Origin of the sequence: Brachybacterium sp. p3-SID957, assembly GCF_025144775.1 — a bacterium.
In the GTDB taxonomy this organism is placed as follows: domain Bacteria; phylum Actinomycetota; class Actinomycetes; order Actinomycetales; family Dermabacteraceae; genus Brachybacterium; species Brachybacterium epidermidis.
Genome location: NZ_JALXKT010000002.1, coordinates 37490 through 63732, shown reverse-complemented (window position 1 = coordinate 63732; position 26243 = coordinate 37490). Strand labels below are relative to the sequence as shown.

General features: G+C 71.1%; 24 protein-coding genes and 1 tRNA gene. 22 read left to right on the top strand and 3 right to left on the bottom strand.

The genetic code is table 11. The features are described 5' to 3' along the window. Window positions 1–58: 58 nt before the first annotated feature. Both M3B01_RS00675 and M3B01_RS00670 read right to left on the bottom strand, forming a co-directional pair. Entirely contained in the window at window positions 59–1183 is a 1125-nt protein-coding gene (locus tag M3B01_RS00675; protein WP_259788918.1) for a cell wall metabolism sensor histidine kinase WalK, read from the bottom strand. After that, window positions 1180–1956 (bottom strand): response regulator transcription factor, encoded by a 777-nt coding sequence (locus tag M3B01_RS00670; protein ID WP_259788917.1) that lies wholly within the window; start codon window positions 1954–1956, stop codon window positions 1180–1182. Before M3B01_RS00670 ends, M3B01_RS00675 begins: the two co-directional genes overlap by 4 nt. A gap of 289 nt (window positions 1957–2245) precedes the next feature. Between M3B01_RS00670 and M3B01_RS00665 the strand changes: the two genes are divergently transcribed. The 3 genes from M3B01_RS00665 (at window position 2246) to M3B01_RS00655 (ending at window position 4393) form a co-directional block, all read left to right on the top strand. Continuing rightward, window positions 2246–3136 carry a M23 family metallopeptidase gene (locus M3B01_RS00665; protein ID WP_259788916.1) on the top strand — a complete coding sequence of 297 codons (891 nt, stop codon included), beginning with the start codon at window positions 2246–2248 and terminating at the stop codon, window positions 3134–3136. After that, complete coding sequence (tsaD, locus tag M3B01_RS00660) at window positions 3133–4185, top strand: tRNA (adenosine(37)-N6)-threonylcarbamoyltransferase complex transferase subunit TsaD (RefSeq protein WP_259788915.1); 1053 nt, start codon at window positions 3133–3135, stop codon at window positions 4183–4185. Before M3B01_RS00665 ends, tsaD begins: the two co-directional genes overlap by 4 nt. A gap of 135 nt (window positions 4186–4320) precedes the next feature. Further along, window positions 4321–4393, top strand: a tRNA-Arg gene (locus tag M3B01_RS00655). Between the two features lie 195 nt (window positions 4394–4588). Here M3B01_RS00655 and M3B01_RS00650 read toward each other — a convergent pair. Next, window positions 4589–6865 carry a bifunctional alpha,alpha-trehalose-phosphate synthase (UDP-forming)/trehalose-phosphatase gene (locus M3B01_RS00650; RefSeq protein WP_259788914.1) on the bottom strand — a complete coding sequence of 759 codons (2277 nt, stop codon included), beginning with the start codon at window positions 6863–6865 and terminating at the stop codon, window positions 4589–4591. A 203-nt stretch (window positions 6866–7068) separates the two neighbouring features. Between M3B01_RS00650 and lysA the strand changes: the two genes are divergently transcribed. The 19 genes from lysA (at window position 7069) to M3B01_RS00555 (ending at window position 26227) form a co-directional block, all read left to right on the top strand. Then, window positions 7069–8484 (top strand): diaminopimelate decarboxylase, encoded by a 1416-nt coding sequence (gene lysA / locus M3B01_RS00645; protein ID WP_259788913.1) that lies wholly within the window; start codon window positions 7069–7071, stop codon window positions 8482–8484. 127 nt (window positions 8485–8611) lie between these two features. Then, window positions 8612–9976 (top strand): homoserine dehydrogenase, encoded by a 1365-nt coding sequence (locus M3B01_RS00640; RefSeq protein WP_259788912.1) that lies wholly within the window; start codon window positions 8612–8614, stop codon window positions 9974–9976. A gap of 4 nt (window positions 9977–9980) precedes the next feature. Next, the gene (gene thrC, locus M3B01_RS00635; RefSeq protein WP_259788911.1) at window positions 9981–11039 is read left to right on the top strand and encodes a threonine synthase; all 1059 of its coding nucleotides are present in this window, start codon (window positions 9981–9983) and stop codon (window positions 11037–11039) included. After that, the gene (gene thrB / locus M3B01_RS00630) at window positions 11036–11953 is read left to right on the top strand and encodes a homoserine kinase (protein WP_259788910.1); all 918 of its coding nucleotides are present in this window, start codon (window positions 11036–11038) and stop codon (window positions 11951–11953) included. Before thrC ends, thrB begins: the two co-directional genes overlap by 4 nt. A gap of 312 nt (window positions 11954–12265) precedes the next feature. Then, window positions 12266–14290, top strand: coding sequence for a transcription termination factor Rho (rho, locus tag M3B01_RS00625; RefSeq protein WP_259788909.1), 2025 nt, complete (start codon window positions 12266–12268; stop codon window positions 14288–14290). Window positions 14291–14443: 153 nt separating this feature from the next. Then, complete coding sequence (locus M3B01_RS00620) at window positions 14444–14704, top strand: hypothetical protein (RefSeq protein WP_259788908.1); 261 nt, start codon at window positions 14444–14446, stop codon at window positions 14702–14704. Beyond that, window positions 14674–15714: a LacI family DNA-binding transcriptional regulator gene (locus tag M3B01_RS00615; RefSeq protein WP_259788907.1), complete on the top strand. Its 1041-nt coding sequence runs from the start codon at window positions 14674–14676 to the stop codon at window positions 15712–15714. The genes M3B01_RS00620 and M3B01_RS00615 overlap by 31 nt, the downstream gene beginning before the upstream one ends. Window positions 15715–15856: 142 nt before the next feature. Further along, the gene (gene rpmE, locus M3B01_RS00610; RefSeq protein WP_193864795.1) at window positions 15857–16069 is read left to right on the top strand and encodes a 50S ribosomal protein L31; all 213 of its coding nucleotides are present in this window, start codon (window positions 15857–15859) and stop codon (window positions 16067–16069) included. 97 nt (window positions 16070–16166) lie between these two features. Further along, window positions 16167–17285 carry a peptide chain release factor 1 gene (gene prfA / locus M3B01_RS00605; protein ID WP_259788906.1) on the top strand — a complete coding sequence of 373 codons (1119 nt, stop codon included), beginning with the start codon at window positions 16167–16169 and terminating at the stop codon, window positions 17283–17285. Beyond that, window positions 17282–18247 (top strand): peptide chain release factor N(5)-glutamine methyltransferase, encoded by a 966-nt coding sequence (gene prmC / locus M3B01_RS00600; protein WP_259788905.1) that lies wholly within the window; start codon window positions 17282–17284, stop codon window positions 18245–18247. The genes prfA and prmC overlap by 4 nt, the downstream gene beginning before the upstream one ends. A 12-nt stretch (window positions 18248–18259) precedes the next feature. Then, on the top strand, window positions 18260–19249 hold the full coding sequence (locus M3B01_RS00595; RefSeq protein WP_259788904.1) for an L-threonylcarbamoyladenylate synthase: 990 nt from the start codon (window positions 18260–18262) through the stop codon (window positions 19247–19249). Beyond that, complete coding sequence (locus M3B01_RS00590; protein ID WP_193864799.1) at window positions 19246–20370, top strand: MraY family glycosyltransferase; 1125 nt, start codon at window positions 19246–19248, stop codon at window positions 20368–20370. Before M3B01_RS00595 ends, M3B01_RS00590 begins: the two co-directional genes overlap by 4 nt. After that, complete coding sequence (locus M3B01_RS00585; protein ID WP_259788902.1) at window positions 20354–20818, top strand: hypothetical protein; 465 nt, start codon at window positions 20354–20356, stop codon at window positions 20816–20818. The genes M3B01_RS00590 and M3B01_RS00585 overlap by 17 nt, the downstream gene beginning before the upstream one ends. A 184-nt stretch (window positions 20819–21002) precedes the next feature. Continuing rightward, on the top strand, window positions 21003–21818 hold the full coding sequence (atpB, locus tag M3B01_RS00580; protein WP_311199656.1) for a F0F1 ATP synthase subunit A: 816 nt from the start codon (window positions 21003–21005) through the stop codon (window positions 21816–21818). Between the two features lie 81 nt (window positions 21819–21899). Beyond that, the gene (atpE, locus tag M3B01_RS00575; RefSeq protein ID WP_193864801.1) at window positions 21900–22136 is read left to right on the top strand and encodes an ATP synthase F0 subunit C; all 237 of its coding nucleotides are present in this window, start codon (window positions 21900–21902) and stop codon (window positions 22134–22136) included. Window positions 22137–22146: 10 nt separating this feature from the next. Beyond that, window positions 22147–22692 carry a F0F1 ATP synthase subunit B gene (locus tag M3B01_RS00570; RefSeq protein WP_193864802.1) on the top strand — a complete coding sequence of 182 codons (546 nt, stop codon included), beginning with the start codon at window positions 22147–22149 and terminating at the stop codon, window positions 22690–22692. Between the two features lie 9 nt (window positions 22693–22701). After that, complete coding sequence (locus M3B01_RS00565) at window positions 22702–23517, top strand: F0F1 ATP synthase subunit delta (protein WP_259788901.1); 816 nt, start codon at window positions 22702–22704, stop codon at window positions 23515–23517. A 92-nt stretch (window positions 23518–23609) separates the two neighbouring features. After that, on the top strand, window positions 23610–25241 hold the full coding sequence (gene atpA / locus M3B01_RS00560; protein WP_259788900.1) for a F0F1 ATP synthase subunit alpha: 1632 nt from the start codon (window positions 23610–23612) through the stop codon (window positions 25239–25241). A gap of 71 nt (window positions 25242–25312) precedes the next feature. Next, window positions 25313–26227 carry a F0F1 ATP synthase subunit gamma gene (locus M3B01_RS00555; RefSeq protein WP_259788899.1) on the top strand — a complete coding sequence of 305 codons (915 nt, stop codon included), beginning with the start codon at window positions 25313–25315 and terminating at the stop codon, window positions 26225–26227. Window positions 26228–26243 lie beyond the last annotated feature (16 nt).

Below are 26243 nucleotides of genomic sequence, written 5' to 3'. Positions count from 1 at the left end.
CCGCTGCTGCGCGAACGACCTCGGCGCACGGCGGCGGCGGATCGGTGATGTCGCAGCGTCAGTATCCCAGGTCCGCCGGGGGTGTGGGTGCAGGGCCTGCCGCGGTGGTGACCGGAGTCGCAGGAGCACCTGCATCGGGCAGGGTGACGCGGATCAGGGAGGAGCGCCCCTGCACCGCCAGCTCGTCCCGCGGATCGTCGATCACCTCGATGCGCCCGCCGTGGAGCCCCACCGCCCAGCGGGCGATCGCCAGGCCCAGTCCGGTGCCCCCGGAGGTGTCGGATGCGCCCCCGCGCTGGAACCGCTCGAACACGCGGTCGCGGTCCTCCCGTGCAATGCCCGGGCCCTCGTCGTGCACGTCGATCCGCACACCGCTGCCCGCCTCGTCGCGAGCCGCACCGACGCGGATGCGACCGCCCGGTGGCGAATGCCGGGTGGCGTTGTCCAGCAGGTTCGCGATGGTCTGGTGGAGCCGTGCGGCGTCGGCATGGACGGTGAGTCCGGCCGGCTCCACCTCGATCACCCAGCGCACGTCCTGAGCACCGGGCGCGAGAGCAGCGCTGTCCACCACCTCGTGCAGGAACGGCGTCAGCTCGATCTGCTCGTGCAGCAGCGCGGTGGCACCGGCATCGATGCGCGAGAGGTCCAGCAGGTGGTCCACCAGCTGGGAGAGGCGCTCGGTCTCGGCGAGGGCGACCGACAGCGCGGCGGGATCGGGCTCGGTGACCCCGTCGACGATGTTCTCGAGCTGGGCCCTCAGGCCGGCCACGGGGGTGCGCAGCTCGTGGGACACGTTGGCCACCAGGTCCCGTCGCATCCGGTCGGTCTGCTCCAGCTCCGAGGCCATGGTGGAGAAGGCCGCGGCCAGCTGCCCCACCTCGTCACGACTGCTGGCGCGGACGCGCTGGGTGTAGTCGCCGGTGGCCATGGCGCGTGCCGCCCGTGTCATCTCGCGCAGCGGCGAGGTCATGCCACGGGCCAGCAGCTGCGTGAACACCAGCGCGAGCAGCACCACCAGCGGGATCGCCAGGATCGGCTCCAGGCCCGCACTCAGGCTCACCCAGGTCAGCAGGGCGGAGACGCTCACCACGGCCACCACCAGCACGCCCAGCTTGACCTTGAAGGAGCGGAAGCGGTCCAGCGGGCGGACGTCGAGCCGCTCGGGCACGCGCCTCGGGGTCATGCCCGATCGGCCGCCGGATCCGCCTCGGCGGCCTCGGGGGCCTCGCTGTCGGGGCCGGGCAGCTCGAGCGCGTACCCCACGCCGTGGACGGTGCGCACCAGATCCGACCCCAGCTTGCGACGCAGCGCCTTGACATGGGAGTCCACGGTGCGGGTGCCGGTGGCGTCCACCCAGTCCCACACGTCGGCCAGCAGCTGCTCGCGAGTGAGCACGGTGCCCGGGGTCGAGGCCAGGCACAGCAGCAGGTCGAACTCCGTGGGCGTCAGGTGCGCGGGGTCACCGCCGCGGGTGACGCGCCGACCGGCCCGGTCGATCACCAGGTCGCCCAGCTCGAGCATGGTCTGGCTCTCCCTGGCGGCATCCGGTGCCGCGGCCCGCCGCACCCGACGCAGCAGCGCCTTGAGCCGTGCCACCAGCTCCCGCATGGAGAAGGGCTTGGTCATGTAGTCGTCGGCCCCCACGCCGAGACCCACCAGCATGTCGGTCTCGTCGTCACGGGCGGTGAGCATCAGCACCGGGACGGGTTCGTCGGCCTGGATCCGGCGGCACACCTCCAGGCCGTCGTAGCCCGGCAGCATCACGTCCAGCACGACCACGTCCGGACGCACCTCGGCGACGGTCCGCACGCCCGTGGGGCCGTCCGGGGCCGTGCTCACGTCCCAGCCCTCGGCGGTGAGGCGATCCGCTATCGCCTGCGTGATGGTCGGTTCGTCCTCGATCACCACGACTCGTACGGGGGGAGCGCTGCTGCGACTGGTCTCAGGCGTCGACATGGCGACACTGTAGCGAGCGTCCCGGACGGCGGTCGGATGTGACGTGCATCCCGCGACCACGGAACGAAGAACCGCGTTCCTGTCAAACCGACAAGGGGGTACGTCAAGAGTTCCCCCATCGCGGGCCCCCGGGGCAAAGATTTGGCAATGGGAGCGTTGACCTGCTCGTACGTCCTGACAGCCCGGCCGTAGCCTTGACGAGGTTGTTCGGCGACGCGTCCTTCCCATGTCCAGCGTCGCGCTCGGACAGACAGGACCCGACGTCGATCCCGGAAGCAGGTAGCAAGCAGTGGCGAACCATCGCGCCCATGGCCGAGCACTCGTGTGCGCACGCTCCGGTGGTGGCACGCACCGCGATTCCGCTGTCCGCGCCGGTGTCGTGAAGTCCGGCGTCCTGGGCGCCCTCGCCACCGCCACCATCGCCGCCCCGCTGGCCGCCACGGCCGCGGACGTCACCGAGGCGGCCCCGGCCGATCAGCCCGCTGCTTCCCCCGTCGTCGAGGCGCCCGTCGCATCGATCCAGCCCGTCGCCCTCCCCGTCGCCGAGGCGCCGTTGCCCGCGGCCGAGGGTGCCGAGGTGCGTACCGAGGAGACCGCCGCCACCCGCGATCAGGAGCGCACCTCGCCCGCCGAGGGCAGTACCGCTTCCGCGGACGACCCGGCCGCCCCCGTCGAGGACGAGGCCACCCTGGCGGAGAACGACGCGGTCACCGGCATCAAGGTCACCGTGCCCGAGCCGGAGCCTGAGCCCGCCGCGGTCGACGAGTCCGGCCAGGCCCTGCCCCAGAACTCCGGCGGCTACGTACGCCCCGTGGGCGGCCCCATCACCTCAGGCTACGGCTACCGCACCCATCCCGTGCTCGGATACAGCAAGATGCACGATGGCGTCGACTTCGGCGCCAGTTGCGGCACCCCCGTCCATTCCGCGCAGTCCGGCACCGTCATCGCGGTCGAGTACAACGGTGCCTCCGGCAAGCGCGTGAAGGTGGACCACGGCAACGGCGTCATCACCGGCTACTTCCACCTGCAGAGCTACGGCACCTCCGTGGGTGCCACCGTCGAGGCCGGCGAGGTCATCGGCTACGTGGGCTCCACCGGTCGCTCCACCGGCTGCCACCTCCACTTCGCCAAGATGGACGAGGCCGGCACCTACTCCAACCCGATGTCGCTGCTGCGGTGACCCGCACTCCCGTCGTCCTCGGTGTCGAGTCCTCCTGCGACGAGACCGGGTTCGGCATCGTCTCCGAGGGCACCCTGCTGGGCCAGGGCCTCGCCTCGAGCGCCTCCCAGCACGCAGAGTTCGGGGGAGTGGTCCCCGAGATCGCCGCCCGCGCGCACCTCGACGCCGCGGTGCCCACCCTGCAGATCGCCCTGCACGATGCGGGAGTGGAGCTGGGCGACATCACCCACGTGGCCGCCACCTCCGGGCCGGGACTGGCCACGGCTGTGCACGTGGGCCTGGCGGCCGCCAAGTCGGTGGCCTGGGCCCTCGATGTGCCGCTGTTCGGGGTGCACCACCTGGCCGGCCACGCCGCCGCCGACACTCTCGAGCACGGCCCGCTGCCGGAGCGCAGCATCGTGCTGATCGTCTCGGGCGGTCACACCTCCATCCTCGCCATCGGCGACCTCGTGCGGGACCCGATCGAGCACCTCGGCGACACCCTCGACGACGCCGCCGGGGAGGCCTTCGACAAGGTGGCGCGCCTGCTGGGACTGGGCTATCCGGGCGGGCCGGTGATCTCCAGGGCCGCCGTCGACGGGGATCCTGCCGCATTCCGCTTCCCGCGGGCGATGATGCGCAGCGGCGATCCGGCCTACACCTTCTCCTTCTCCGGGCTGAAGACAGCGGTGGCCCGTACCGTTGAGACAATCGAGCGCGCCGGAGACCCGGCGCCGGTGGCGGACATTGCCGCCTCCTTCGAGCAGGCCGTGGTGGACGTGCTGGTCGCCAAGGCGGTCCGGGCTGTCAAGGACCGCGGTCTGGACACCCTGGTGATCGTCGGCGGGGTCGCCGCCAACGCGCGACTGCGGGCCGTCGCGGCCGAGCGGTGCGAGGCCGAGGGCATCGAGCTGAGGATCCCGCCGCCGCGGCTGTGCACCGACAATGGGGCGATGATCGCCGCGGTCGGTGACCTTCTGGTGCGCGCTGATGCCGACCCCAGCGGCCTCGGCATCGCGGCGGATCCTTCCGCCGTGCTGCACGGGGCACAGCTTCCGCTGCCGCGCTGAGCACCGTCCGCCCACCGCCCCTCGCCCGTTGCGTGACCTCCGCCTCACCTGCGCAGCGCACCCACCCGGGAGACGGCATCCGGTGCACACCCATTGCTAGACTGCCGTGGTCGGTCGCGATCCGTTCGTGACCGGGCCCGCGTAGCTCAGTGGATAGAGCGTCTGCCTCCGGAGCAGAAGGTCGTAGGTTCGAATCCTGTCGCGGGCACTGGTGTCCTGAGTCGCGACATCGTTGACAGACGGTGTCGCGGCTCAGGTTTTATTGCGTGGGTTCACACTGGGTGCGATGCGGCACGACCCGAGGGCTCCTGCGCACCGACGCTCGCGGAGATCGCCGCGCACGAAGAGCGCTGAGCCCCGCCCCGTCGCCGGGGCGGGAACGCGGGCTCCTGCAGGCCCGGGCTCAGCCCTGCTCGCGCCGCAGCTCCAGCAAGCGGGCGAACAGTGCGGAGGCCGCCTCGGGATCATCGATGCGCAAGGAGGCAGCCGTCTCCCCGCCGCCCACCTTGATCGCCAGGTCCGAGTCGCCCAGCTGGGCGAAGACCGACTCGTCGGTGACGTCGTCCCCCACGTACAGCCAGGCATCGGCGGCGCTGGCGCGGGCGAGCGCATCCATCGCCACGCCCTTGGAGGTGTGGATGACCGAGAACTCCACCACCTCCTTGCCCGGGGTGACCACCACGTCCGGCAGGGTGCGGGCATAGGCCAGAGCAGCCTCGGTGGCGTTGATGGAGCCGCGCCCGCGGGCGTTGCGGGTGTGCAGCACGGCCGCGGCCGGTTTCGTCTCCACCTCCGACCCCGGGTTCTCTGCGGCGATCCGCCGCAGGGTGCGGGTCACCGAGGCCAGCAGCTGCTCCTTCTCCGGTGTCATCGCCAGCGCGGTGTTGTCCAGCACCTCAGCGTGCATCCACGGCGGCAGTGCACCCACCTCGGCGCCGTGGCTCCCCACCAGCACCACGGTGCTGGGCATGCGGGTGTGGTGGTCCAGATCCCCCAGGGCACGGCCCGAGACCAGCGCGACCGAGGTGCCCGGCAGCTCGGAAAGGTCGCGCAGTGCCCCCAGCGCCGCCTGGTCGGGCTGGACTGCGTCGCGGTCGGCCACGATCGGCGCGATCACCCCGTCGAAGTCCGAGGCCACCAGGATCCGAGGGATCCGGGCGAACTGCGCCAGGGCTTCGTCGAGCTCACCGGGATCGGTGGGATCGTCGCCGCTGAGCCGGATCACGGCCGGGGCGTCGTCCTGCGGCTTGCCTGACTGCTCGAGCTCGTCGAGGAAGGAATGGGCCCAGGCCTGCACGTCGTTGTCCATCACCTGGCGCCGCAGGGAGCGCATCGCCTCCTCCTGGTCCTCCTCGGGCATCGCCAGGGCGCGCAGGGTCGCGGCCTTGAGCTCGTCGATGTCGTGGGGGTTGACCAGCACGGCCGCACGCAGCTCGTCGGCCGCGCCGGCGAACTCGCTCAGCACCAGGACGCCGCGCAGGTCCGGGCGGGAGGCCACGTACTCCTTGGCCACCAGGTTCATGCCGTCCCGCAGCGCCGTCACCAGCACCACGTCCGCGGCCATGAACAGGGCGGTCATGTCGCGACGGTCGAAGGAGCGGTGCTGGTAGGAGACGGCGGGCCGGCCGATCGGCGCGAAGTCGCCGTTGATGCGGCCCACGGTGAGCTCGACCTCGTCGCGCAGCTGGCGGTAGGCCTCCACCCGCTCACGCGACGGTGTGGCCACCTGGATCATCACCGTCTCGTAGGGGTCCACGGAGCCGTCGTTGAGCAGCTCCTGCCAGGCCTTCAGGCGGTGCCGGATGCCCTTGGTGTAGTCCAGGCGGTCCACGCCCAGCACGATCTTCTTCGGATTCCCCAGGTCCCGGCGCAGCTGCGCCGTGCGCTCGATGACGTCCTGGTCCTCCGTCAGTGCGGAGACGGCCGCCGAGTCGATCGAGATGGGGAAGGTCTTGGCGACCACCTCCCGGGCCGGGGCCGAGCCGATGCCGGGCACGGTGATCACGTGCCCCTCCACGTGGTACCCCAGCAGCTTGCGCACCGACGCCAGGAAGTTCAGCGAGTCGCTCTCGCGCTGGAAGCCCACCACGTCCGAGCCCAGCAGGCCGCGCAGGATCTGGTTGCGCTTGGGCAGCTGGGAGAACAGCTCCACCGGGGGGAAGGGGATGTGGTTGAAGAAGCCGATGCGCACATCGGGGCGGGCGGCGCGGATCATCTCCGGTACCAGCTGCAGCTGGTAGTCGTGCACCCACACCACCCCTCCGCGGGACGTCACCGGTGCGGCGGCCTGGGCGAAGCGGCGGTTGGTGGAGACGTAGGAGTCCCACCAGGTGCGGTGGAACACGGGGTCCACGATCACGTCGTGGTAGAGCGGCCACAGGGTCGCATTCGAGAAGCCTTCGTAGTACTTCTCCACGTCATCCTGCTCGAGTGCCACGGGGTACAGGTGCATGCCGTCAGCCTCGAAGGGCTCGGGGGCCTCGCCCGGGTTGCCGGCCCACCCCACCCAGGCACCGGAGTCCACGGTGCGCATCACCGATTCCATCGCGGTCACCAGGCCGCCCGGGCTGGTCACCCACTCCGTGGCGCCGTCGGGCAGGGTGCGGGCGTCCACGGGCAGGCGGTTCGCGACGACGACCAGTTCATGGCCGGATCCGGACTGGGGCTCGGTGGTGGGCACGGCTACTCCTCGTGGGCGCAGGGGATGGGCCGGAGCGCTGTACGGCTCGACGGCGCCACGCTATCAAGGGGGCTCGCTCACCTGCTGATCGCGGAACGGACGGTCGAGCACGCGGAGCGCCCGGCCGTCTAGGGTTCTCCTCGGCCCGTCGCAGCCCTGTGCCCGGGCCCTGTCCTGCATTCTCCCCACCCGAAGGAGCCGCCATGCGCGCCCACGAAGCCGGAGCCCTCCACGGCAACGATGCCGCGCCCACCTGGCTGCCCTATCCCGCCGACGTCAACGCACTGCTCGACGGACTGTGGTCGCGCACCACCGTGCGGGGAGTCGACGGTGCCCTGGAGGTGGGCGGGGTGAGCGTGCACCGCATCGCCGAGGAGGTGGGCACCGCCGTGCTGGTGGTGGACGAGCTGGACTTCCGCGCCCGCGCCGCACGCTTCCGGGACGCGTTCGCCGCCGCCTTCGCGCCCTATCGCGGTGCGCACGTGTTCTACGCGGGCAAGGCGTTCCTGTGCACCGAGGTGGCGCGCTGGGTGGACCAGGAGGGCCTGGGGATGGACGTGTGCACCGGGGGCGAGCTCGCCGTCGCCCTGCGGGCAGGATTCCCCGCCGACCGCATCGCCATGCACGGCAACAACAAGTCCGATGCGGAGATCCGCCGCGGCCTCAAGGCCGGGATCGCCAGGCTGGTGGTCGACTCCCTCGAGGAGATCGAGCGCGTCTCGCAGATCGCCGAGCAGCTGGGCGTGGTGGCCCCGGTGATGCTGCGCGTCACCACCGGGGTGGAGGCCCACACCCACGAGTTCATCGCCACTGCCCACGAGGACCAGAAGTTCGGGATCTCCCTCCCCACGGGCGATGCCCTGGAGGCGGTGCGCAGAGTCCTCGAGCGGCCGGCCACCCTGAACCTGGTGGGCCTGCACTCCCACATCGGCTCCCAGATCTTCGACGTGAGCGGCTTCGAGATCGCCGCCCGCCGGGTGCTGCGCCTGGTGGCGGAGGTGCGAGAGCGCTTCGGGCACACCATCGACTCCCTGGACCTGGGCGGCGGCTTCGGCGTCATGTACAACACCCAGCACACGCCGTCCTCCCCGGAGGCGCTCGCGCAGGGGATCGCGCAGATCGTAGCCATGGAATGCCGGGACCTGGGACTGGAAGTGCCCCACCTGGCCTTCGAGCCGGGACGGGCCATCGCCGGACCCTCCACCCAGACCCTCTACACGGTCGGCACCATCAAGGACGTGCACCTGGGCGGCCCCCACCATCGCGTGTACGTCTCGGTGGACGGCGGCATGAGCGACAACGTGCGCACCGCCCTGTACGACGCGGACTACTCGGCGCTGCTGGCCGGCCGTGTCTCCAACGCCGAGCCCACCGTGGCGCGCGTGGTCGGCAAGCACTGCGAGAGCGGCGACATCGTGGTCAAGGACGAGTACCTGCCTGCGGACCTGCGTCGCGGCGACCTGATCTCCGTCCCGGTCACCGGCGCGTACTGCTACTCGCTGTCCTCCAACTACAACCACGTGCCCCGGCCGGCAGTGGTCGCCGTGCGCGACGGCGAGATCCGCACGCTCCTGCGGCGCGAGACCGAGGACGACCTGATGGCCCTGGACGTCGGCTGAGGCCTCTGCTGCACCGCACTCTTTGACCCATACGTTCATACGACGACACAGGGGCGCTCGGTGCTCCGATACAGTGCCGATGCCGCCCGGAACCCACCGACGGACCGCATGGAAGGACCGCCGCACCATGACGAACACCCAGCCTGCACCCGCTCCCGAGAACTCCGCCCAGGACCTGCCCACCCTGAAGGTGGCGGTGCTGGGTGCCGGGACCGTCGGCACCGAGGTGCTGCGCCTGATCACCGAGCAGGGTGACGACCTCGCGCACCGCATCGGCGGTCGGCTCGAGGTGATCGGGGTCGCGGTGCGCGACATGGCGCGCGACCGCGGCTCCCACGTCGATCCATCGCTGCTGACCGATGACCCCTCCGCCCTGGTGCGGGAGGCGGACCTGGTGATCGAGCTGATGGGCGGGATCGAGCCGGCCCGCTCCCTGATCCTGGAGGCGATGGAGCACGGCGCCGCCGTGGTCACCGCCAACAAGGCACTGCTGGCCCAGGAAGGCGCGACCCTCTACGAGGCGGCCGACCGTCACGGCGTGGACCTGTCCTTCGAGGCCGCCGTGGCCGGGGCCATCCCGCTGGTGCGCCCCGTGCGCGAGTCCCTCGCCGGTGACCGCATCGACCGGGTGATGGGCATCGTCAACGGCACCACCAACTACGTGCTGGACGCGATGGCCCGCACCGGTGCGAGCTTCGACGACGCCCTGGCCACCGCCCAGCAGCTCGGCTATGCGGAGGCCGATCCCACGGCCGACGTGGAGGGCCACGACGCCGCCGCGAAAGCCGCCATCCTCGCCTCCCTGGCCTTCCACTCCCGGGTGAGCCTGGCCGATGTGCACTGCGAGGGCATCACCTCCGTGTCCTCCCAGGACATCGCCGCCGCGGAGCGCATGGGACGCACCATCAAGCTGCTGTCGATCGTGGAGCGCGTCCCCGGGCAGGACGGGGAGAGGATCTCCGCGCGCGTGTACCCGGCGCTGATCTCCTCCGAGCACCCCCTGGCCTCGGTCTCCGAGGCGTTCAACGCCGTGTTCATCGAGGCCGACGCAGCCGGATCCCTGATGTTCTACGGGCAGGGCGCCGGCGGCGCCCCCACCGCCTCGGCCGTGCTGGGTGACGTGGTCTCCGCGGCCCGCCAGCGGCTGCGCGGGGGAGCGGGCCTGCGCGAGTCCCACTACGCCGCCCTGGAGCAGATCCCGTTGGAGCAGCTGCGCAGCGCCTTCTACGTCTCCCTGCGGGTGCAGGACCGTCCCGGCGTGCTGGCCGAGATCGCCGGGACCCTGTCCAGCCACGGGATCTCCATCTCCACCATCCACCAGCAGCTGATCGAGGAGGACGACGACGGCTCGGCGAGCGGACAGGGCAGCGCCCACATCGGCATCACCACCCACCGTGCCCTGGAATCGTCGATGACCGCCGTGCTGGACGTGTTCTCCTCCACCTCCACCGTGCTGGGGGTCGATTCCGTGCTGCGCATCGAGGGAGAATGACCCGATGGCACACCAGTGGCAGGGCGTCCTCGCCGAATACCGCGACCACCTCCCGTTCACCGCGCAGGACACCCTGCTGACCCTCGGTGAGGGCGGCACCCCCCTGGTGCCCGCGCCCGCGATCTCCGAGGCCGTCGGCGCCGAGGTGCACATCAAGGTCGAGGGCCAGAACCCCACCGGCTCGTTCAAGGACCGCGGGATGGTCTCGGCGATGACCCGCGCCCTCAACGACGGAGCCACCACCGTGGTGTGCGCTTCCACCGGCAACACCAGCGCCTCGGCGGCCGCCTATGCGGCGCGCGCCGGCATGACCTGCGTGGTGCTGCTGCCGCAGGGCAAGATCGCCGCCGGGAAGCTGGCCCAGGCCGTCGTGCACGGAGCTCAGCTGGTGCAGGTGAACGGCAACTTCGACGACTGCCTGGAGATCGCGCGCAAGCTGCACGCCGAGCACCCCGTGGAGCTGGTCAACTCCGTCAATCCCTTCCGCCTGCAGGGGCAGAAGACCGCCGCCTTCGAGGTGTGCGACGCCCTGGGCCGCGCACCGGACGTCCACGTGCTCCCCGTGGGCAACGCCGGCAACATCTCCGCCTACTGGATGGGCTACCGCGAGTACCACGAGGCCGGCATCACCGAGGCCACCCCGGCCATGTGGGGCTTCCAGGCCGCCGGCGCCGCTCCCTTCGTGGCCGGGCACCCGATCACCGCACCGGAGACCGTGGCCACCGCCATCCGCATCGGCGCCCCGGCCTCGTGGAACCTCGCCGTGGCCGCCCGCGACGACTCCGGCGGGCTGATCGACGCCGTCACCGACGAGCAGATCCTCGATGCCCAGCAGCGCCTGGCCGAGGACGTCGGGATCTTCGTCGAGCCCGCCTCCGCGGCGAGCGTGGCGGGTCTGCTGCAGCAGGCCGAGCGAGGACTGGTGCCCGCCGGGGCCACGATCGCGGTGACCGTCACCGGCAACGGGCTCAAGGACGTGGAGACGGCGCTGTCGCGCCGGGACCTGACGCCCACGGTGCTTCCCGTGGATCTGGCGGCGGTGGTGGAGGCCATCGGCCTGTGAGGATCCAGCACACGCGCGCCTCCGTCAGGGTCCCCGCCACCAGCGCGAATCTGGGGCCCGGCTTCGATGCTCTGGGCCTGGCGGTCGACCTGTGCGATGACCTCGAGCTGGAGGCCACCACCGGCGGAGTGGAGATCACCGCCCGAGGGGAGGGAGCCGGCTCCGTCCCCACCGGGGAGGAGCACCTGGTGGTGCGGGCCCTGCGTCGGGGTCTCGACGAGGCGGGCGCCCCGCAGGTGGGGGTGCGCCTGCACTGCACCAACCGCATCCCCCACGGTCGGGGAATGGGCTCCAGCGCTGCCGCGACGGTGGCGGGCCTGCTGCTGGCCCGGGCACTGGTCGGCGAGCCGGAGGCGCTGGACGACCGGACCGTGCTGCAGCTGGCCTGCGAGTTCGAGGGGCATCCGGACAATGCGGCCCCCGCTCTGATGGGGGGCGTCGTGCTCTCGTGGATGCGAGGCGGTCACGCCCGCGCCGTCGCCCTGACCGTCGCCGAGGACGTGCTGCGGCCCCTGGTGCTGCTGCCGCGCGCCACCCTGTCCACCCACGTGGCGCGCTCCCTGCTGCCCGAGACGGTGCCGTACGGCGATGCCGTGCACAACGCCTCCCGCACCGCGCTGCTCACCCATGCTCTTTCCACGGGGGACAGCGACCTGCTGCTGGAGGCCACGGAGGACCGCCTCCACCAGGAGCACAGGGCCCCCGGCATGCCCCAGAGCGTGGAGCTGATGCGGGTGCTGCGCCAGGAGGGAGTGCCCGCGGTGATCTCCGGGGCGGGCCCGGCCGTGCTGGTGCTGGCCGGTGACCGCGCACGGGTGGCGGGGCTGGTGCGCCGCATCGTCGACGATCCCTCGGCGTGGCGACTGGCTCAGGTGCCCCTGCGCCGACACCCCAGCCGTGCTGTGGTAGGTTGAGCCCGCGTCCAGGCGGTGTCGACTCCGTGTGGGAGCCACCGTGTGCGGCATGACCGCCGGTGCCCCTCAGGCGACGACCCCCCGCCATCGGTTCCGGGCGACCCACTCCTCCGCACCGCGGTGACGAGCGGGCTCGGCCACCCGGCGCGACGCATCCCGAAGCATCCCGGCAGGCGCAATGCCGGTGCCTCCCCGCACCCCGCCCTGCTCGGACGAGCCACGCAGCCCGTGACGGCTCATCACCGCGGGCGACCGTGAGCACCTGACCCAGCACCTGGACCGGCCAGCCCGGTTCGACAGGAAGGAACCCGGGTGAACGACACCACCCCCTCCACCGGCAGCGCAGATCTCGCCGCGAAGAAACTCCCCGAGCTGCAGGCCATCGCCTCCTCGCTCGGCATCAAGAACGTCCGCCGCCTGCGCAAGGGCGAGCTGATCGAGGCCATCCGCAGCGGCGGCGCCCCCGGCTCCGACCGGCAGGCCGCCACCGGCGATGCACAGCAGCGCGGCAACGGCGATGCGCAGCAGCGCGGCGACGGTGATGCGCAGCAGCGCAGCGGCGGCGGGTCCGCGCAGGACCGGCCTTCGCAGGATCGGCGTTCGCAGGACGGGCCCGCCCAGGACCAGCCCTCGCGGGAGCAGGCCGCTCGGGAGCAGGCCGCTCCCCAGCGCGCGGCGGATCCCGCACTTGAGATCGAGCTGCCCACCCGCGAGAGGAACGCCCGCGGCGATCGCCGCGAGGACCGCCAGCAGCAGGGGGACGGCCCCCAGCGCGAGGACGGCGATCGGCAGCGACCGGACCGCGGCGATCGCGAGAACCGCAGCGAGCGCGAGAACCGCGGTGATCGCGGGGACCGCAGCGATCGCGACGGCCGTGGTCAGCAGCGGCCCCGCCGCATCGAGGACATCGAGCTGCCCGATCGCTCCGGGGAGGACAACCGCGCCCAGGACAGCCGCTCCCAGGAAAACCGGGATGACAACGACGACCGCCGCGGCCGTTCGCGCAGCCGCAACCGCTCCCGTGACCGCAAGCGCCGCGGCCGCGGCCAGGACGACGGCGGTTCGAACCAGCAGGGAGGCCAGCAGGGCCGCTCCCAGGACGACCACGATGTGCGCGAGGGCGACGAGCTCGTCACCGTCGCCGGCATCCTCGACATCCGCGACAACAATGCCTACGTGCGCACCACCGGGTACCTTCCCGGTCCCAGCGACGTGTACGTGAGCATGAACCAGGTGCGCAAGTACGGCCTGCGCAAGGGCGATGCGCTCACCGGCCAGGTCAAGGCCCCGCGCGAGGGCGAGGAGCAGCACGTCGAGCAGCAGCACCACGGTGGCGGCGGTGGCCGCAACCGGCGCGGCCGTGGGAACCAGAACCAGGGCAAGTACGCCGCCCTGGTCCAGGTGGACACCATCAACGGCATGACCCCCGAGCGGGCCCGTGCTCGGGTGGACTTCGGCAAGCTCACCCCGCTGTACCCGGACGAGCGACTGCGCCTGGAGACGGCCTCCCACATCATCTCGCCGCGCGTGATCGACCTGGTCTCGCCGATCGGCAAGGGCCAGCGCGGTCTCATCGTCTCCCCGCCCAAGGCCGGCAAGACGATCATCATGCAGCAGATCGCCAACGCCATCACCACCAACAACCCTGAGGTGCACCTGATGGTGGTGCTCGTGGACGAGCGTCCCGAGGAGGTCACCGACATGCAGCGCACGGTCAAGGGAGAGGTCATCGCCTCGACCTTCGACCGCCCCGCCTCGGATCACACCATCGTGGCGGAGCTGGCCATCGAGCGCGCCAAGCGCTTGGTGGAGATGGGCCGCGACGTGGTGGTGCTGCTGGACTCCATCACCCGTCTGGGCCGCGCCTACAACCTGGCCGCCCCTGCCTCGGGCCGCATCCTCTCCGGCGGTGTGGACGCCTCCGCGCTGTACCCGCCCAAGAGGTTCTTCGGCGCCGCCCGCAACATCGAGAACGGCGGCTCGCTGACCATTCTCGCCTCGGCGCTGGTGGAGACCGGCTCCAAGATGGACGAGGTGATCTTCGAGGAGTTCAAGGGCACCGGCAACATGGAGCTGCGCCTCTCGCGCAACCTCGCCGACAAGCGGATCTTCCCGGCCGTGGACGTCAACGCCTCCAGCACCCGCCGCGAGGAGGAGCTGATGGGCAAGGAGGAGCTGGCCATCATGTGGAAGCTACGTCGGGTGCTGGGCTCCCTCGAGCAGCAGCAGGCGCTCGAGCTGCTCCTGGAGCGCGTGAAGAAGACCCAGTCCAACTCCGAGTTCCTGATGACGGTGCAGAAGAACACCCCGAGCGTGGGCTCCCGCTCCGGAGACTGAGCTGCGGGGGCTGCGGCGCCCTCGTGCAGTGTCGGCCGCCGGTGTCGCCCCGCAGGGGGCGGCGCCGGCGGCTTCGTGCGTGCTGTGATTGCCCCTGGCCGGGCGCGCCGGTAGCCTGCCGGGGTCCGGGAACGTTCACGAAAGGCCGTCCCCATGAGCAGCATCGTCCCTCGCACCCGATGGGCCGTCCGCGGTCCCGGAGCCATCGCCCGGCGCTTCGCCGGCCAGCTCCCGCACTCCGACAGCGGTGTGCCGGTCGCCGTGGGCAGCTCCTCGCCCGAGAGGGCCCGGGCCCTCGCGCAGGAGTTCCCGCCCCGCACCATCGCCGAGATTCGCTCCTCCTCCCAGGGCCTGGAGGTGCAGCTCACCGACGGCGACATCGCATGGCTCGACCTGAGGGCGCGGCAGCGATGAACGGGACGGTGCGCCGGTCCACCATCATCGACGTGGCCCAGCGGGCCGGGGTCTCCCGGCAGACGGTCACGCGCGCGGTCAACGACATGCCCGGCATCAGCGCTGCCACGCGGGAACGGGTGCTGCGCGCCGCACAGGAGCTGAACTACCGCCCCTCGCGCTTCGGGCGCGGCCTGGTCGAGCAGGGCCCCACCACCCTCGGGGTCCTGATCAAGGACCTGTCCAACTCCTTCTTCGCCGAGCTCGGTACCGCCGTGGTCCGTCGCAGCGCCCGCCACGGCTGGAACGTGGTGCTGGCGGAGACGGACAACGCCCCCGAACCGGAGGCCGCCGCCGCGGAGCTGTCCCGACGGGTCGATGCGATCGTCGGCTACGGCGTGCGCACCGAGGGGATCCGCGGCGCGATCGGCATGCCCGTGGTCCATCTGGACGGCACCGCGGAGCAGTCGGCCGCTGCGGGCGTGGTGCAGTTCGGCTCCCAGCAGGCGATGGACGATCTGGCCGCGCATCTGCAGTCCGTCGGGGCACGCCGCCCGCTGGTGCTCGACCTCGACATCGCCCGCGCTGCCACAGCGCCCGCCGGTGCGCGGGAGCCCAGCAGTCGTGCGCACGACCTGGTGCGGGCATTGGATGCGATCCGCACCGACGGCACGACCCCCGTGCGCGCGGTCCACGCCACGGACGGGCACCGTGAGGTGCTCGAAGCGGCCCTGGCCGACGGCGCCGACGCGCTCATCGCCTTCAACGACGAACTGGCCGTGCGACTGCTGCGCACACTGCGCGGGATGGGCGTGGAGGTGCCGAACCGGGTGCGGCTGGTCGGCGTGGACGGCCTGGAGATGTCCTCCCTCGTCACCCCGGAGCTGACCACTCTCGCGATCGACATCGGCGAGATCGCCGAGCAGACTGTGGACCTGGTGGCCGGGATGCTCGAGGGCCGCGTGCCGCTGCGCGGTGAGCAGGCCCACCGCACGGTGCCGTTCCACCTGCTGGTGCGCGACTCCGCATGACCGCGCCGCCGGTGCGCGATATGGCGAACGCCGCACCCCGGTGACCTGTCGGATACCCGTTCGGCGTGGCACACTGGTGCGTCGGTTCTGGTTCACGGCGCCCGCCGGGCGCCGACCCAGCGACCCGAGAAGGAGAGAAGCGATGAAGGCCGAGATCCACCCCGAGTACGTCACCACCCAGGTCACCTGCACCTGCGGCAACACGTTCACCACCCGCAGCACCAAGACCGACGGCAAGATCAACACCGAGGTCTGCTCCGCGTGCCACCCGTTCTACACCGGCAAGCAGAAGATCCTGGACACCGGCGGCCGCGTCGCCCGCTTCCAGGCCCGCTACGGCAAGAAGAAGGCCTGAGACCTCTCGCAGACGCCGGCGCGCTCCCCACGGTGCGCGTCGGCGTCGTCGTATGTGACGGGCACCCGTGTCCGTCGGACGTCACGGGGGAGCAGAGTTGAGCACCGACCCGGGAGCGGACAGGCTCGCGCCGCTGCGCGCTGAGCACGCGCAGCTGCAGGACCAGATGGCCGATCCCACCCTGCACGATGACGCCTCCCGGGCCCGCCGCGTCGCCCGCCGCTGGGCGGAGGTCGAAGCGGTGCTGCGCGCGGCCGCCGTCGTCGGCGCCTGCGAGGACGACCTCGCCGCCGCCCGAGAGCTGGGCGCGGAGGATCCGGAGCTCGCGGCCGAGGCCGAGCAGATCGCCGCACGCCTGGCCGCCGAGCGCGAGCATCTCGAGGACCTGCTGGCGCCCCGCGACCCCGACGATGCGCGGGACGTGATCCTGGAGATCAAGGCGGGTGCCGGGGGAGAGGAATCGGCCCTTTTCGCCGCGGAGATGCTGCGCATGTACCGCTCCTTCGCCGAGCACCGCGGCTGGCGTGTCGAGGTGCTCAGCTCCGCCCCCTCCGAGCTGGGCGGGCTGCGGGACGTCACCGTCTCGATCGCCTCACGAGGGGCCACGACCCCCGCCGACGGTGTCTACGCTCATCTCAAGCACGAAGCCGGTGTGCACCGCGTGCAGCGGGTCCCCATCACCGAGTCCGCCGGGCGGATCCATACCTCGGCCGTGGGCGTGCTGGTGCTGCCGGAGGCGGACGAGACCGACGAGAGCGAGCTGCTCGCCGAGGCGCTGGCCCCCGCCAACCTGCGCATCGACGTGTTCCGCTCCTCCGGGCCGGGAGGCCAGAGCGTCAACACCACCGATTCGGCCGTGCGCATCACCCACCTACCCAGCGGCATCGTGGTCTCCTGCCAGGACGAGAAGAGCCAGCTGCAGAACCGGGAGCAGGCGATGAGGATCCTGCGCACGCGCCTGCTGGACCAGCACCGCGCCGCCCAGGACGCCCAGGCCGCCTCCGCGCGCCGTTCCCAGGTGCGCACCGTGGACCGCTCCGAGCGGATCCGCACCTACAACTTCCCCGAGTCGCGCGTGGCCGATCACCGCACCGGGTACAAGGCCGGCAATCTCCAGCAGGTGCTCTCCGGCGATCTCGAGGAGCTGATCGGCTCCGCCCGCGCCGCCGAGCGGGAGGCCCGCCTGGCCGAGGCCCAGCAGGGCACGCCGCAGTGAGCACGGAGCCGGCCGAGACCGCCCGCGCGAGCACCGACACCCGCGCGAGCGCCGACACCCGCGCGCGGCTGCGCGAGGCCCTGGCGAGCACCACCGCCCGCCTGGGCGCAGCCGGCGTCCCCTCGCCCAGCGCCGACGCCCGTGCCCTGCTCGCCCTGGCCGCGGGCAGCGATGGCCCCCTGGTGCTGCTGGACTCGCTCCCGGACGACTTCGAGCCCCGACTGGACGCCCTGGTGGCGCGCCGCGAGGCCCGTGAGCCGCTGCAGCTGATCGAAGGGCATGCAGCCTTCCGCCGCCTGCGCCTCACGACGGAGCCCGGGGTGTTCATCCCCCGCCCGGAGACCGAGCTCGTGCTGGACCTGCTGCAGCAGCACCACCACGGCCCCCTTCAGCAGATGGCGGACCTGTGCACCGGCAGCGGGGCCCTGGCCGCTGCCCTGCTGGACGAGCTGCCCGAAGTGCGCGTGCTCGCCGTCGACATCGACCAGCAGGCCGTGGCCCTCACCCGGCGCAACACGGCCGCCTGGCAGGAGCGCATCGAGGTGCGCCGCGCCGACCTGACCTCACCCGGCTCCCTCGCCCATGCGCCGCAGCTGGATGCGGTCGTCTCCAACCCTCCGTACGTGCCGCCGGATGCCGTTCCCCAGGAGATCGAGGTGCAGCGGTACGACCCCGCCCGCGCCCTGTACGGGGGAGGGGCGGACGGCCTGAATCTGCCGCGCACCGTGATCAGCTGGGCCCACAGGCTGCTGCGGCCCGGCGGACTGCTGATCATGGAGCACGCCGACGTCCAAGGAGCCGCCACCCGCGCCGCCGCCGAACGCATCGGCGGGTTCGAGGACGTGGCCACCCTGCCTGACCTCACCGGCCGCGACCGGTTCCTGGTCGCGCGCCGGGCGGTCGATGCGACGCGGCCCGGGGGCGATGCGGCGCAGCCAGAGCCCGATGGACCACGGAAGTGAGAGACTGACCCGGTGAGCGTGCACGACACCCAGAACCCCGAGTCCCGCGAGGACGCCCTGCAGACCGCCGTCGACGCCGTGAGCGAAGGCCGCTTGATCGTCCTGCCCACCGACACGGTGTACGGCATCGGAGCCGATGCGTTCTCCGCCGACGCCGTCGACGCACTGCTGGAGGCCAAGGGCCGCGGCCGCGACACCCCGCCCCCGGTGCTGGTGGGCGATCCGTCGGTGCTGCTGGCGCTGGCGGTGGACGTCCCCGAGTACGCCGAGCGCTTGGCCGAGGAGTTCTGGCCCGGCCCGCTCACCCTGATCCTCACCGCCCAGCCCTCCCTGACCTGGGACCTCGGCGAGACCCGCGGCACCGTGGCCCTGCGCATGCCGGATGACGAGGTCGCGCTGGAGCTGCTGCGCCGCACCGGACCGCTCGCGGTCTCCAGCGCCAACCGGCACGGCCGCCCCGCCGCCCTCAGCGTGCTGGATGCCGCCACCCAGCTCGGGGACGCGGTCGAGGTGTACCTGGACGGGGGCACCGCGCGCATCGGCACCAGCTCCACCATCATCGACACCACGGTCGAGCCGCCCGAGATCGTGCGCGAGGGCGCGCTGTCCCGGGAGCAGATCGTGGAGGTCCTGGGCGACATCTTCACCGCCCCCGAGCCGGAGCCCACCCAGGACGACGCCACTGCGGACGTCGACGACAGTCACGCCGAGGGTGCGACCGGCCCGGCGGAGAACTCCTCCGACGACAGCGACACCGACATCCGCACCCAGCCCGATCAGGACGACTCCGACCCGGCCGTCTCCACGGCCGGGACGACCGACCCGGCCGACCCGGCAGCTGCGGCCGATGCGATCGCGCTCCCCTCCGAGCCCGACATGGAGGACATCTCCTCGGGCGAGCAGCCCGCGACGGAGTCCGCAGCGGGGAACGAGACCCCGCTGGACACCTCCGCCGGTGAGGACACCGCCGACGGCGAGCGGACGCAGAGCGCGCCCGGGTGAGGATCTACCTCTTCCTGCTCCTGGTCGCCGCGGCCGTCTCCTTCCTGACCACACCGGCGGCACGACTGCTCGCCCGCCGGGTAGGAGCGATGACGGCGGTGAGGGCGCGCGACGTCCATGACGCCGTGACCCCACGACTGGGAGGCCTGGCCATGTTCGCGGGCGTCACCGCCGCGCTGGTGCTGGCCAGCCGCGTCCCGTTCCTGCAGGGGCTGTACGCGGATTCCGCCCAGCCCTGGGGGATCCTGGCCGCCGCAGGCATGGTGTGCCTGCTCGGCGCAGCCGACGACAAGTGGGATCTGGACTGGGTGACCAAGCTCGCCGGGCAGGTGCTCGCCGCGCTGCTGCTGGCCTGGCAGGGCGTGCAGCTGGTCTCGCTGCCGATCGGCGGGGTCACGCTGCTGTCCGGACGCACCTCGCTGATCCTCACCGTGCTGGTGGTGGTGGTGAGCATGAATGCCGTGAACTTCGTGGACGGCCTGGACGGGCTCGCCGCGGGCGTGATGGCGATCGGCGGCACCGCGTTCTTCCTCTACGCCTACCTGCTCACGCGCAGTGCCTCCACCACCGACTACTCCTCCCTCGCGGCCCTGATCACGGCCACCATGATCGGAGCGTGCCTGGGCTTCCTGCCGCACAACATGGCGCGGGCACGAATATTCATGGGGGACTCCGGCTCGATGCTGCTGGGCCTGCTGCTGGCCGCGAGCACGATCACCGTCACCGGCCAGGTGGACCCCGCCCGACTGACCGGGGCCGACCTGTTCGGGCAGTTCCTGCCGATCCTGCTGCCGATCGCGGTGATGGTGGTTCCCTTCCTGGACTTCGCGCTGGCCGTGGTGCGGCGCATCGGCTCGGGCCGCTCCCCGTTCCATGCCGACAAGGCGCACCTGCACCACCGCCTGCTGAGCCTGGGGCACTCCAAGACCACGGCCGTGCTGATCATGTACACGTGGACCGTGGTGATCTCCATCGGGATGCTGCTGCCGCTGGTGCTGGATGCGCAGTCCGTCCTCCTGTTCTGGGCCGTGGGCGTGCTGATCGCCGTGGTCCTCACCTTCGACCCCCTCGACTGGCGCCGTGCGCGCCGGCGGAAGGAGAACGATGTCCACGTCACCTGAGCAGCCCGTACGCACCAGCGGTGACCGCGGCATGCTGCGCGCAACCCTGGTCGCCCTGGCCGTCGGCGTCGCGCTCGACGCCGTGGTGATCGCGGTGGCCGCCGTCGCCTTCGACACCCCCGCCGTGCTGGGGGCCCTGGTGGGCACGGCGCTGACGCTGGTGGTCGTGGTGCCCACTGTCGTCACGGCCTATCTCGCCCCGAAGCTGGGGGCGATCGCCATGGCCGTGACGGTTCTCGCATCCTGGGGCGCGAAGATGGTGATCGTGATCGTGGTGCTGATCCTGCTGCGGGACACCGCACAGGTCTCCATCGCCTGGGTCGGGATCGCACTGCTGGTGGGAGCGCTGTGCGCGATCGCCGCCGAGATGATCCTTCTGCTCAAGGTGCGCCAGCCCCTCGATGTGACCTCGTCCCGAAGGACTGACGTCCGTGCCGAGGAGCAGTGATGCTCTGTTATGCTCCCAGAGGCGTCCCACCGCTGATCACGGGCTTGACCGGACAGCGCGGAGGCTTCCGGGCAGGTGAACCGGACGGCACCGACGCCACCCCCCAGCAGCGCATCCAGCGGAGCCGGGCTGCACGAAGTGAACATCAGGTCCGCCGCAGAGGCGGGCTGCACGACCACGGGAGATCGAGCTGAACACCGCCGACGTTGCGCCCCCTCTCCTCGCGGAGGGTGACTCCATCCTCCACATCCCCTCGCTGGAGGAGTTCTTCCCCGACCCCATCCTGTTCGCGGGAACCCCCTTCGAGTTCAACCGCATCCAGCTGGTGCGGCTGATCATCCTGGCCGCGGTGCTGATCTTCATGTGCGTGGTGGCCTCCCGCTCCAAGCTGGTGCCCGGCCGCGTCCAGAGCATCGTCGAGCTGCTGGTCGAGTTCGTGCACAAGAACATCGTGGTCAATGTGCTCGGCGAGAAGGACGGTCGGCGCTTCGGCCCCTGGCTGGTCACCGTGTTCGTGCTGATCCTGGCGCTGAACCTCGGGTTCATGGTGCCGGGGCTGAACATGTCCGGCACCGCCGTCATCGGCATCCCGCTACTGCTGGCCCTGGCCACCTTCGTGATCTACGTCGCCTCGGGCATCAAGGCGCACGGCGTGGGCGGCTACCTCAAGCACGCCACCATGCCCCCTGGTGTGCCGGGCGTGGTGTACCTCCTGCTGGTCCCGATCGAGCTGATCCAGGTGTTCGTGGTCCGCTGGGCCTCGCTCACCATCCGTCTGCTGGCCAACATGGTGGGCGGTCACATGATCATCGTGGTGCTCATCGGCCTCACCCACGGCCTGGTGGTCTCCCTGAGCTGGCTCACCGCGGCAGCACCTTTCGCCGGTGCCCTCAGCCTGGGCGTCTTCGCCTTCAAGATCTTCGTCGCCGCCCTGCAGGCCTTCATCTTCACCATTCTCTCGGCGGTGTACATCCAGATGGCTGTCACCGACGAGCACTGACCGCAGTACCCCCCAACCTTCCAGCGTGCTGGAACCCCTGATCTGCCGTCCGCCCGGACGGCCCAACGAAAGGAAACCCCCGTGGATCCGATGCTCCTGTCCGCCATCGAGGGCAACATCGCCTCCGTCGGCTTCGGTCTCGCAGCCCTCGGCCCCGGCATCGGCCTGGGCATCCTCGTCGGCAAGACCGCCGAGGCGCAGGCCCGCCAGCCCGAGATGCGCTCGCAGCTGCAGACCACCATGCTGATCGGCGCCGGCTTCGTCGAGTTCCTGGCCCTGCTGGCGATCGTCTTCGGCTTCGTCCTCGCGTTCATCTGAGGATCACCCCATGATCCTCAGCGCAGGAGATTCCCCCACCCCGGGCTGGCGTCTGTTCATCCCGTACGTGCCGGAGATCATCTGGTCGGCGATCTTCATCGCGATCTTCGCCGTGGTCTTCATGCGCTTCGTCCTGCCCCGCCTCAATGCGGTGCTCGATGAGCGCGCCGAGAAGATCGAGGGCGGCATCCGCCGGGCCGAAGAGGTCCAGGAGCAGGCCGACCAGCTCAAGGCCGACCAGGAGTCCGAGCTCGCCGCCGCCCGCCAGGAGGCCGCTGCCATCCGCGAGAAGGCACGCCAGGATGGACAGCGCATCGTCGAGGAGGCCAAGGCCCGCGCCGAGGCCGAGAACGAGCGCGTGCTCGCCTCGGGACGCCAGCAGCTCACCGCGGAGCGGATCGCCGCCTCGCACGAGCTGCGCGGCGAGGTCGGGACGCTCGCGAGCGATCTCGCCTCGAAGATCGTCGGCGAGTCCCTCACTGACGACGAGCGCTCCCGCCGCGTGATCGACCGCTTCCTGGACGACCTGGAGTCGTCCCAGGCCGCCACCCGATAAGGACCAGTGATGCGAGGAACGTCCTCCACCTCCCTCGGTGAGGTGCTCCGACACGTCGAGTCCGCCCAGGCGGTCCCGACGGATTCGTTGGAGTCCGGTGCCGAGCAACTGTTCTCGGTGGCCGATGCCATCGACTCCAGCAACCAGCTCGTCAGGCTGCTCTCCGACGCCGGCCGCCCGGCCGAGGTCAAGGAGTCCGCGGTCAGCTCCCTGTTCGCCGACAAGGTCAGCCCGCAGGCCCTCGAGGTCACCCACGAGGTCGTGCGCCGACGCTGGTCCGAGCAGGAGGACATCCTCGATGCGCTCGAGCTGGCAGGCGTGTCCGTCCTGCTCGGTCAGGCCGAGCGGGAGGACGTCCTGGGCGCGGTGGAGGACGAGATGTTCCAGGTGTCGCGGATGATCGACCGCAACGGCGAGCTGCACGCAGCTCTGGACGACGCCCGCGAGCGCCCCGAGCAGCGCGCCCGCATCGTCCAGGCCGTCCTGCAGGGCCGGGTGCATCAGATCACCCTCCAGCTGGTGACCCGGGCCGTGACCCGCCGCAGCGACGTCAAGCCCGCCCGGCGGATCTCGGAGTTCGCACGCTTCGCCTCCGACCGGCGTCGGCGCAGCTTCGCCAGCGTCACCAGTGCGATCGAGCTGAGCGAGGCCCAGAAGGCCCGGCTCGGCGCGATCCTCACCGGCATCTACGGCCGTGACATCCACATGAACGTCCAGGTCGACCCTGAGGTCGTGGGCGGCCTGCGGATCCAGGTCGGAGACGACCTCTACGACGCCACCGTCCTGGCACGGCTCGCCCGCGCCAAGCGACAGCTGGTGTCCTGACCAGCCCCGACCCCGCTCAGACGCCCAGGCGTCGCAGCATCACCAGCACATTCCCCGCACACGGGGAGACCGAGAGGAAGCGAAGCACAGCGATGGCCGAGCTCACGATCAGCCCGGAGGAGATCCGGAACGCACTGGACACCGCGGTGTCCACCTACCAGACCGGCGCCACCGAGCGCGAGGAGATCGGCCGCGTCACCGAGGCCGCCGACGGCATCGCCCGCGTCGAGGGCCTGCCCGACGTCATGGCCAACGAGCTCGTGGTCTTCGAGGACGGCACCCAGGGCCTGGCCCTGAACCTCGATCTGCGCGAGGTCGGCGTGGTGGTGCTGGGCGAGTTCACCGGCATCGAGGAGGGCCAGGAGGTCCGTCGCACCGGTGAGGTGCTCTCCGTGCCCGTCGGCGAGGGCTACCTCGGCCGCGTGGTCGACCCGGTCGGCAATCCCATCGACGGTCTGGGCGCGATCGACTCCGTGGGCCGCCGCGCGCTCGAGCTGCAGGCACCCACGGTGATGCAGCGCAAGGCCGTCAAGGAGCCCATGCAGACGGGCCTGAAGGCCATCGACGCGATGACCCCGATCGGCCGCGGCCAGCGTCAGCTGATCATCGGCGATCGTCAGACCGGCAAGACCGCCATCGCGATCGACACCATCCTGAACCAGAAGGCCAATTGGGAGTCCGGCGACCCGGCCAAGCAGGTGCGCTGCATCTACGTGGCGGTCGGCCAGAAGGGCTCCACCATCGCCTCGGTGCGCGCCGCGCTCGAGGAGAACGGTGCACTGGAGTACACCACCATCGTGGCGGCCCCGGCATCGGACCCGGCCGGCTTCAAGTACCTGGCCCCCTACACCGGCTCGGCCATCGGTCAGCACTGGATGTACGAGGGCAAGCACGTCCTGATCGTCTTCGACGACCTCTCCAAGCAGGCCGAGGCCTACCGCGCCGTGTCCCTGCTGCTGCGTCGTCCCCCGGGCCGTGAGGCGTACCCCGGCGACGTCTTCTACCTGCACTCCCGTCTGCTGGAGCGCTGCGCGAAGCTCTCCGACGAGATGGGCGGCGGCTCGATGACCGGCCTGCCGATCATCGAGACCAAGGCCAACGACGTCTCGGCGTACATCCCCACCAACGTCATCTCCATCACCGACGGCCAGTGCTTCCTGCAGTCGGACCTGTTCAACGCGAACCAGCGCCCCGCGGTCGACGTGGGCATCTCGGTCTCCCGCGTGGGTGGCTCAGCCCAGATCAAGGCGATGAAGTCCGTCTCGGGCACGCTGAAGATCTCCCTGGCGCAGTACCGGGACCTGGAGTCCTTCGCCATGTTCGCCTCGGATCTGGACGCCGCTTCCAAGCAGCAGCTGGGCCGCGGTGCGCGTCTGATGGAGCTGCTCAAGCAGGCGCAGTACTCGCCGTTCCCCGTCGAGGAGCAGGTCGTCTCGATCTGGGCCGGCACCACCGGCAAGTTCGACGACATCGAGGTGGAGGACGTCCGCGAGTTCGAGGCGCATCTGCTGGAGCACCTGCGGCACAACGGCTCAGTGCTCTCGAGCATCCGGGAGACCTCCAAGTTCGAGAAGGACACGGAGGAGGAGCTCACCCGCATCCTCGAGGACGTCAAGCGCGACTACCTCGCCGGCAAGGACGAGCAGGACCGTGTCCAGCGGGCCGACGAGAGCAGGCGCATGTCCGCTGAGGACATCGAGCAGGAGCAGATCGTCCGCGGCTGATCCGTCGCCGCCGCCCGCTCCGGCGGGCGGCGCACGGGCCACGGATGCATCCAGGGCGCACGAGGAGAGACATGGGAGCCCAGCAGAGGGTCTACAAGCAGCGGATCAGGTCCGCGCAGGGCATGAAGAAGATCTTCAAGGCCCAGGAGATGATCGCGGCCGCGCGCATCTCCAAGGCCCATGCCCGTGTGCGGGCCACCACCCCGTACGCCGAGGCGATCACCGCGGCCATCGGATCGGTCGCCACGCACTCCGATGAGATCGACCACCCCTTCCTGCAGTCCGAGCGCGATGTCAATGGCCGCGTGGGGATCCTGCTGATCACCTCGGACCGCGGCATGGCCGGGGCCTACTCGCCCAACGCCATCCGCGGAGCCGAGCAGCTCGCCAACCTGCTGCGCGACCAGGGCAAGACCCCGGTGATGTACGTGGTGGGGCGCAAGGGCGACAGCTACTACCGCTTCCGCAACCGCGAGCCGCACCGCTCCTGGACGCCCTACAAGGAGTCCGAGCTGCCGGAGCTGGGGCGCGAGATCGCCAAGGTCGTCACCGAGGACCTGCTGAGCGAGGACCTCGAGCAGCACATCGACGAGCTGTACGTGGTGGGCACGCAGTTCGAGAGCCGCTTCCAGCAGCGCACCAAGTCCGTGCGCCTGGTGCCCATGGGCGTGGTCGACGCGGACCCGGGCCAGGCGCGGCCCAGCTACCCGCTGTACGCCTTCACACCGGATCCGGACACCGTGATGGAGCAGCTGATCCCGCGCTACGTCGAGTCGCGGATCATCAACATCCTGCTGCAGTCGATGGCCTCCGAGCACGCCTCCCGCCAGCGAGCCATGAAGACCGCCACGGACAACGCCGAGACCCAGATCAACAAGTTCACCCGACTGGCGAACTCCGCCCGTCAGGCGGAGATCACCCAGGAGATCACCGAGATCGTCGGCGGTGCCGACGCATTGTCGGGCTCCGGACGCAGCGAACGCTGAGAACCACGGACCACCC

What these genes read in the sequence shown, in the direction of transcription:
- atpA (WP_259788900.1), top strand. Translation starts at nt 23,610, where the DNA reads ATGGCCGAGCTCACGATCAGCCCGGAGGAGATCCGGAACGCACTGGAC.
- rpmE (WP_193864795.1), top strand. Translation starts at nt 15,857, where the DNA reads ATGAAGGCCGAGATCCACCCCGAGTACGTCACCACCCAGGTCACCTGC.
- M3B01_RS00555 (WP_259788899.1), top strand. Translation starts at nt 25,313, where the DNA reads ATGGGAGCCCAGCAGAGGGTCTACAAGCAGCGGATCAGGTCCGCGCAG.
- thrC (WP_259788911.1), top strand. Translation starts at nt 9,981, where the DNA reads ATGGCACACCAGTGGCAGGGCGTCCTCGCCGAATACCGCGACCACCTC.
- M3B01_RS00615 (WP_259788907.1), top strand. Translation starts at nt 14,674, where the DNA reads ATGGCTCGACCTGAGGGCGCGGCAGCGATGAACGGGACGGTGCGCCGG.
- M3B01_RS00675 (WP_259788918.1), bottom strand. Translation starts at nt 1,183, where the DNA reads ATGACCCCGAGGCGCGTGCCCGAGCGGCTCGACGTCCGCCCGCTGGAC.
- M3B01_RS00570 (WP_193864802.1), top strand. Translation starts at nt 22,147, where the DNA reads ATGATCCTCAGCGCAGGAGATTCCCCCACCCCGGGCTGGCGTCTGTTC.
- M3B01_RS00640 (WP_259788912.1), top strand. Translation starts at nt 8,612, where the DNA reads ATGACGAACACCCAGCCTGCACCCGCTCCCGAGAACTCCGCCCAGGAC.
- M3B01_RS00565 (WP_259788901.1), top strand. Translation starts at nt 22,702, where the DNA reads ATGCGAGGAACGTCCTCCACCTCCCTCGGTGAGGTGCTCCGACACGTC.
- M3B01_RS00585 (WP_259788902.1), top strand. Translation starts at nt 20,354, where the DNA reads ATGTCCACGTCACCTGAGCAGCCCGTACGCACCAGCGGTGACCGCGGC.
- M3B01_RS00620 (WP_259788908.1), top strand. Translation starts at nt 14,444, where the DNA reads ATGAGCAGCATCGTCCCTCGCACCCGATGGGCCGTCCGCGGTCCCGGA.
- M3B01_RS00670 (WP_259788917.1), bottom strand. Translation starts at nt 1,956, where the DNA reads ATGTCGACGCCTGAGACCAGTCGCAGCAGCGCTCCCCCCGTACGAGTC.
- lysA (WP_259788913.1), top strand. Translation starts at nt 7,069, where the DNA reads ATGCGCGCCCACGAAGCCGGAGCCCTCCACGGCAACGATGCCGCGCCC.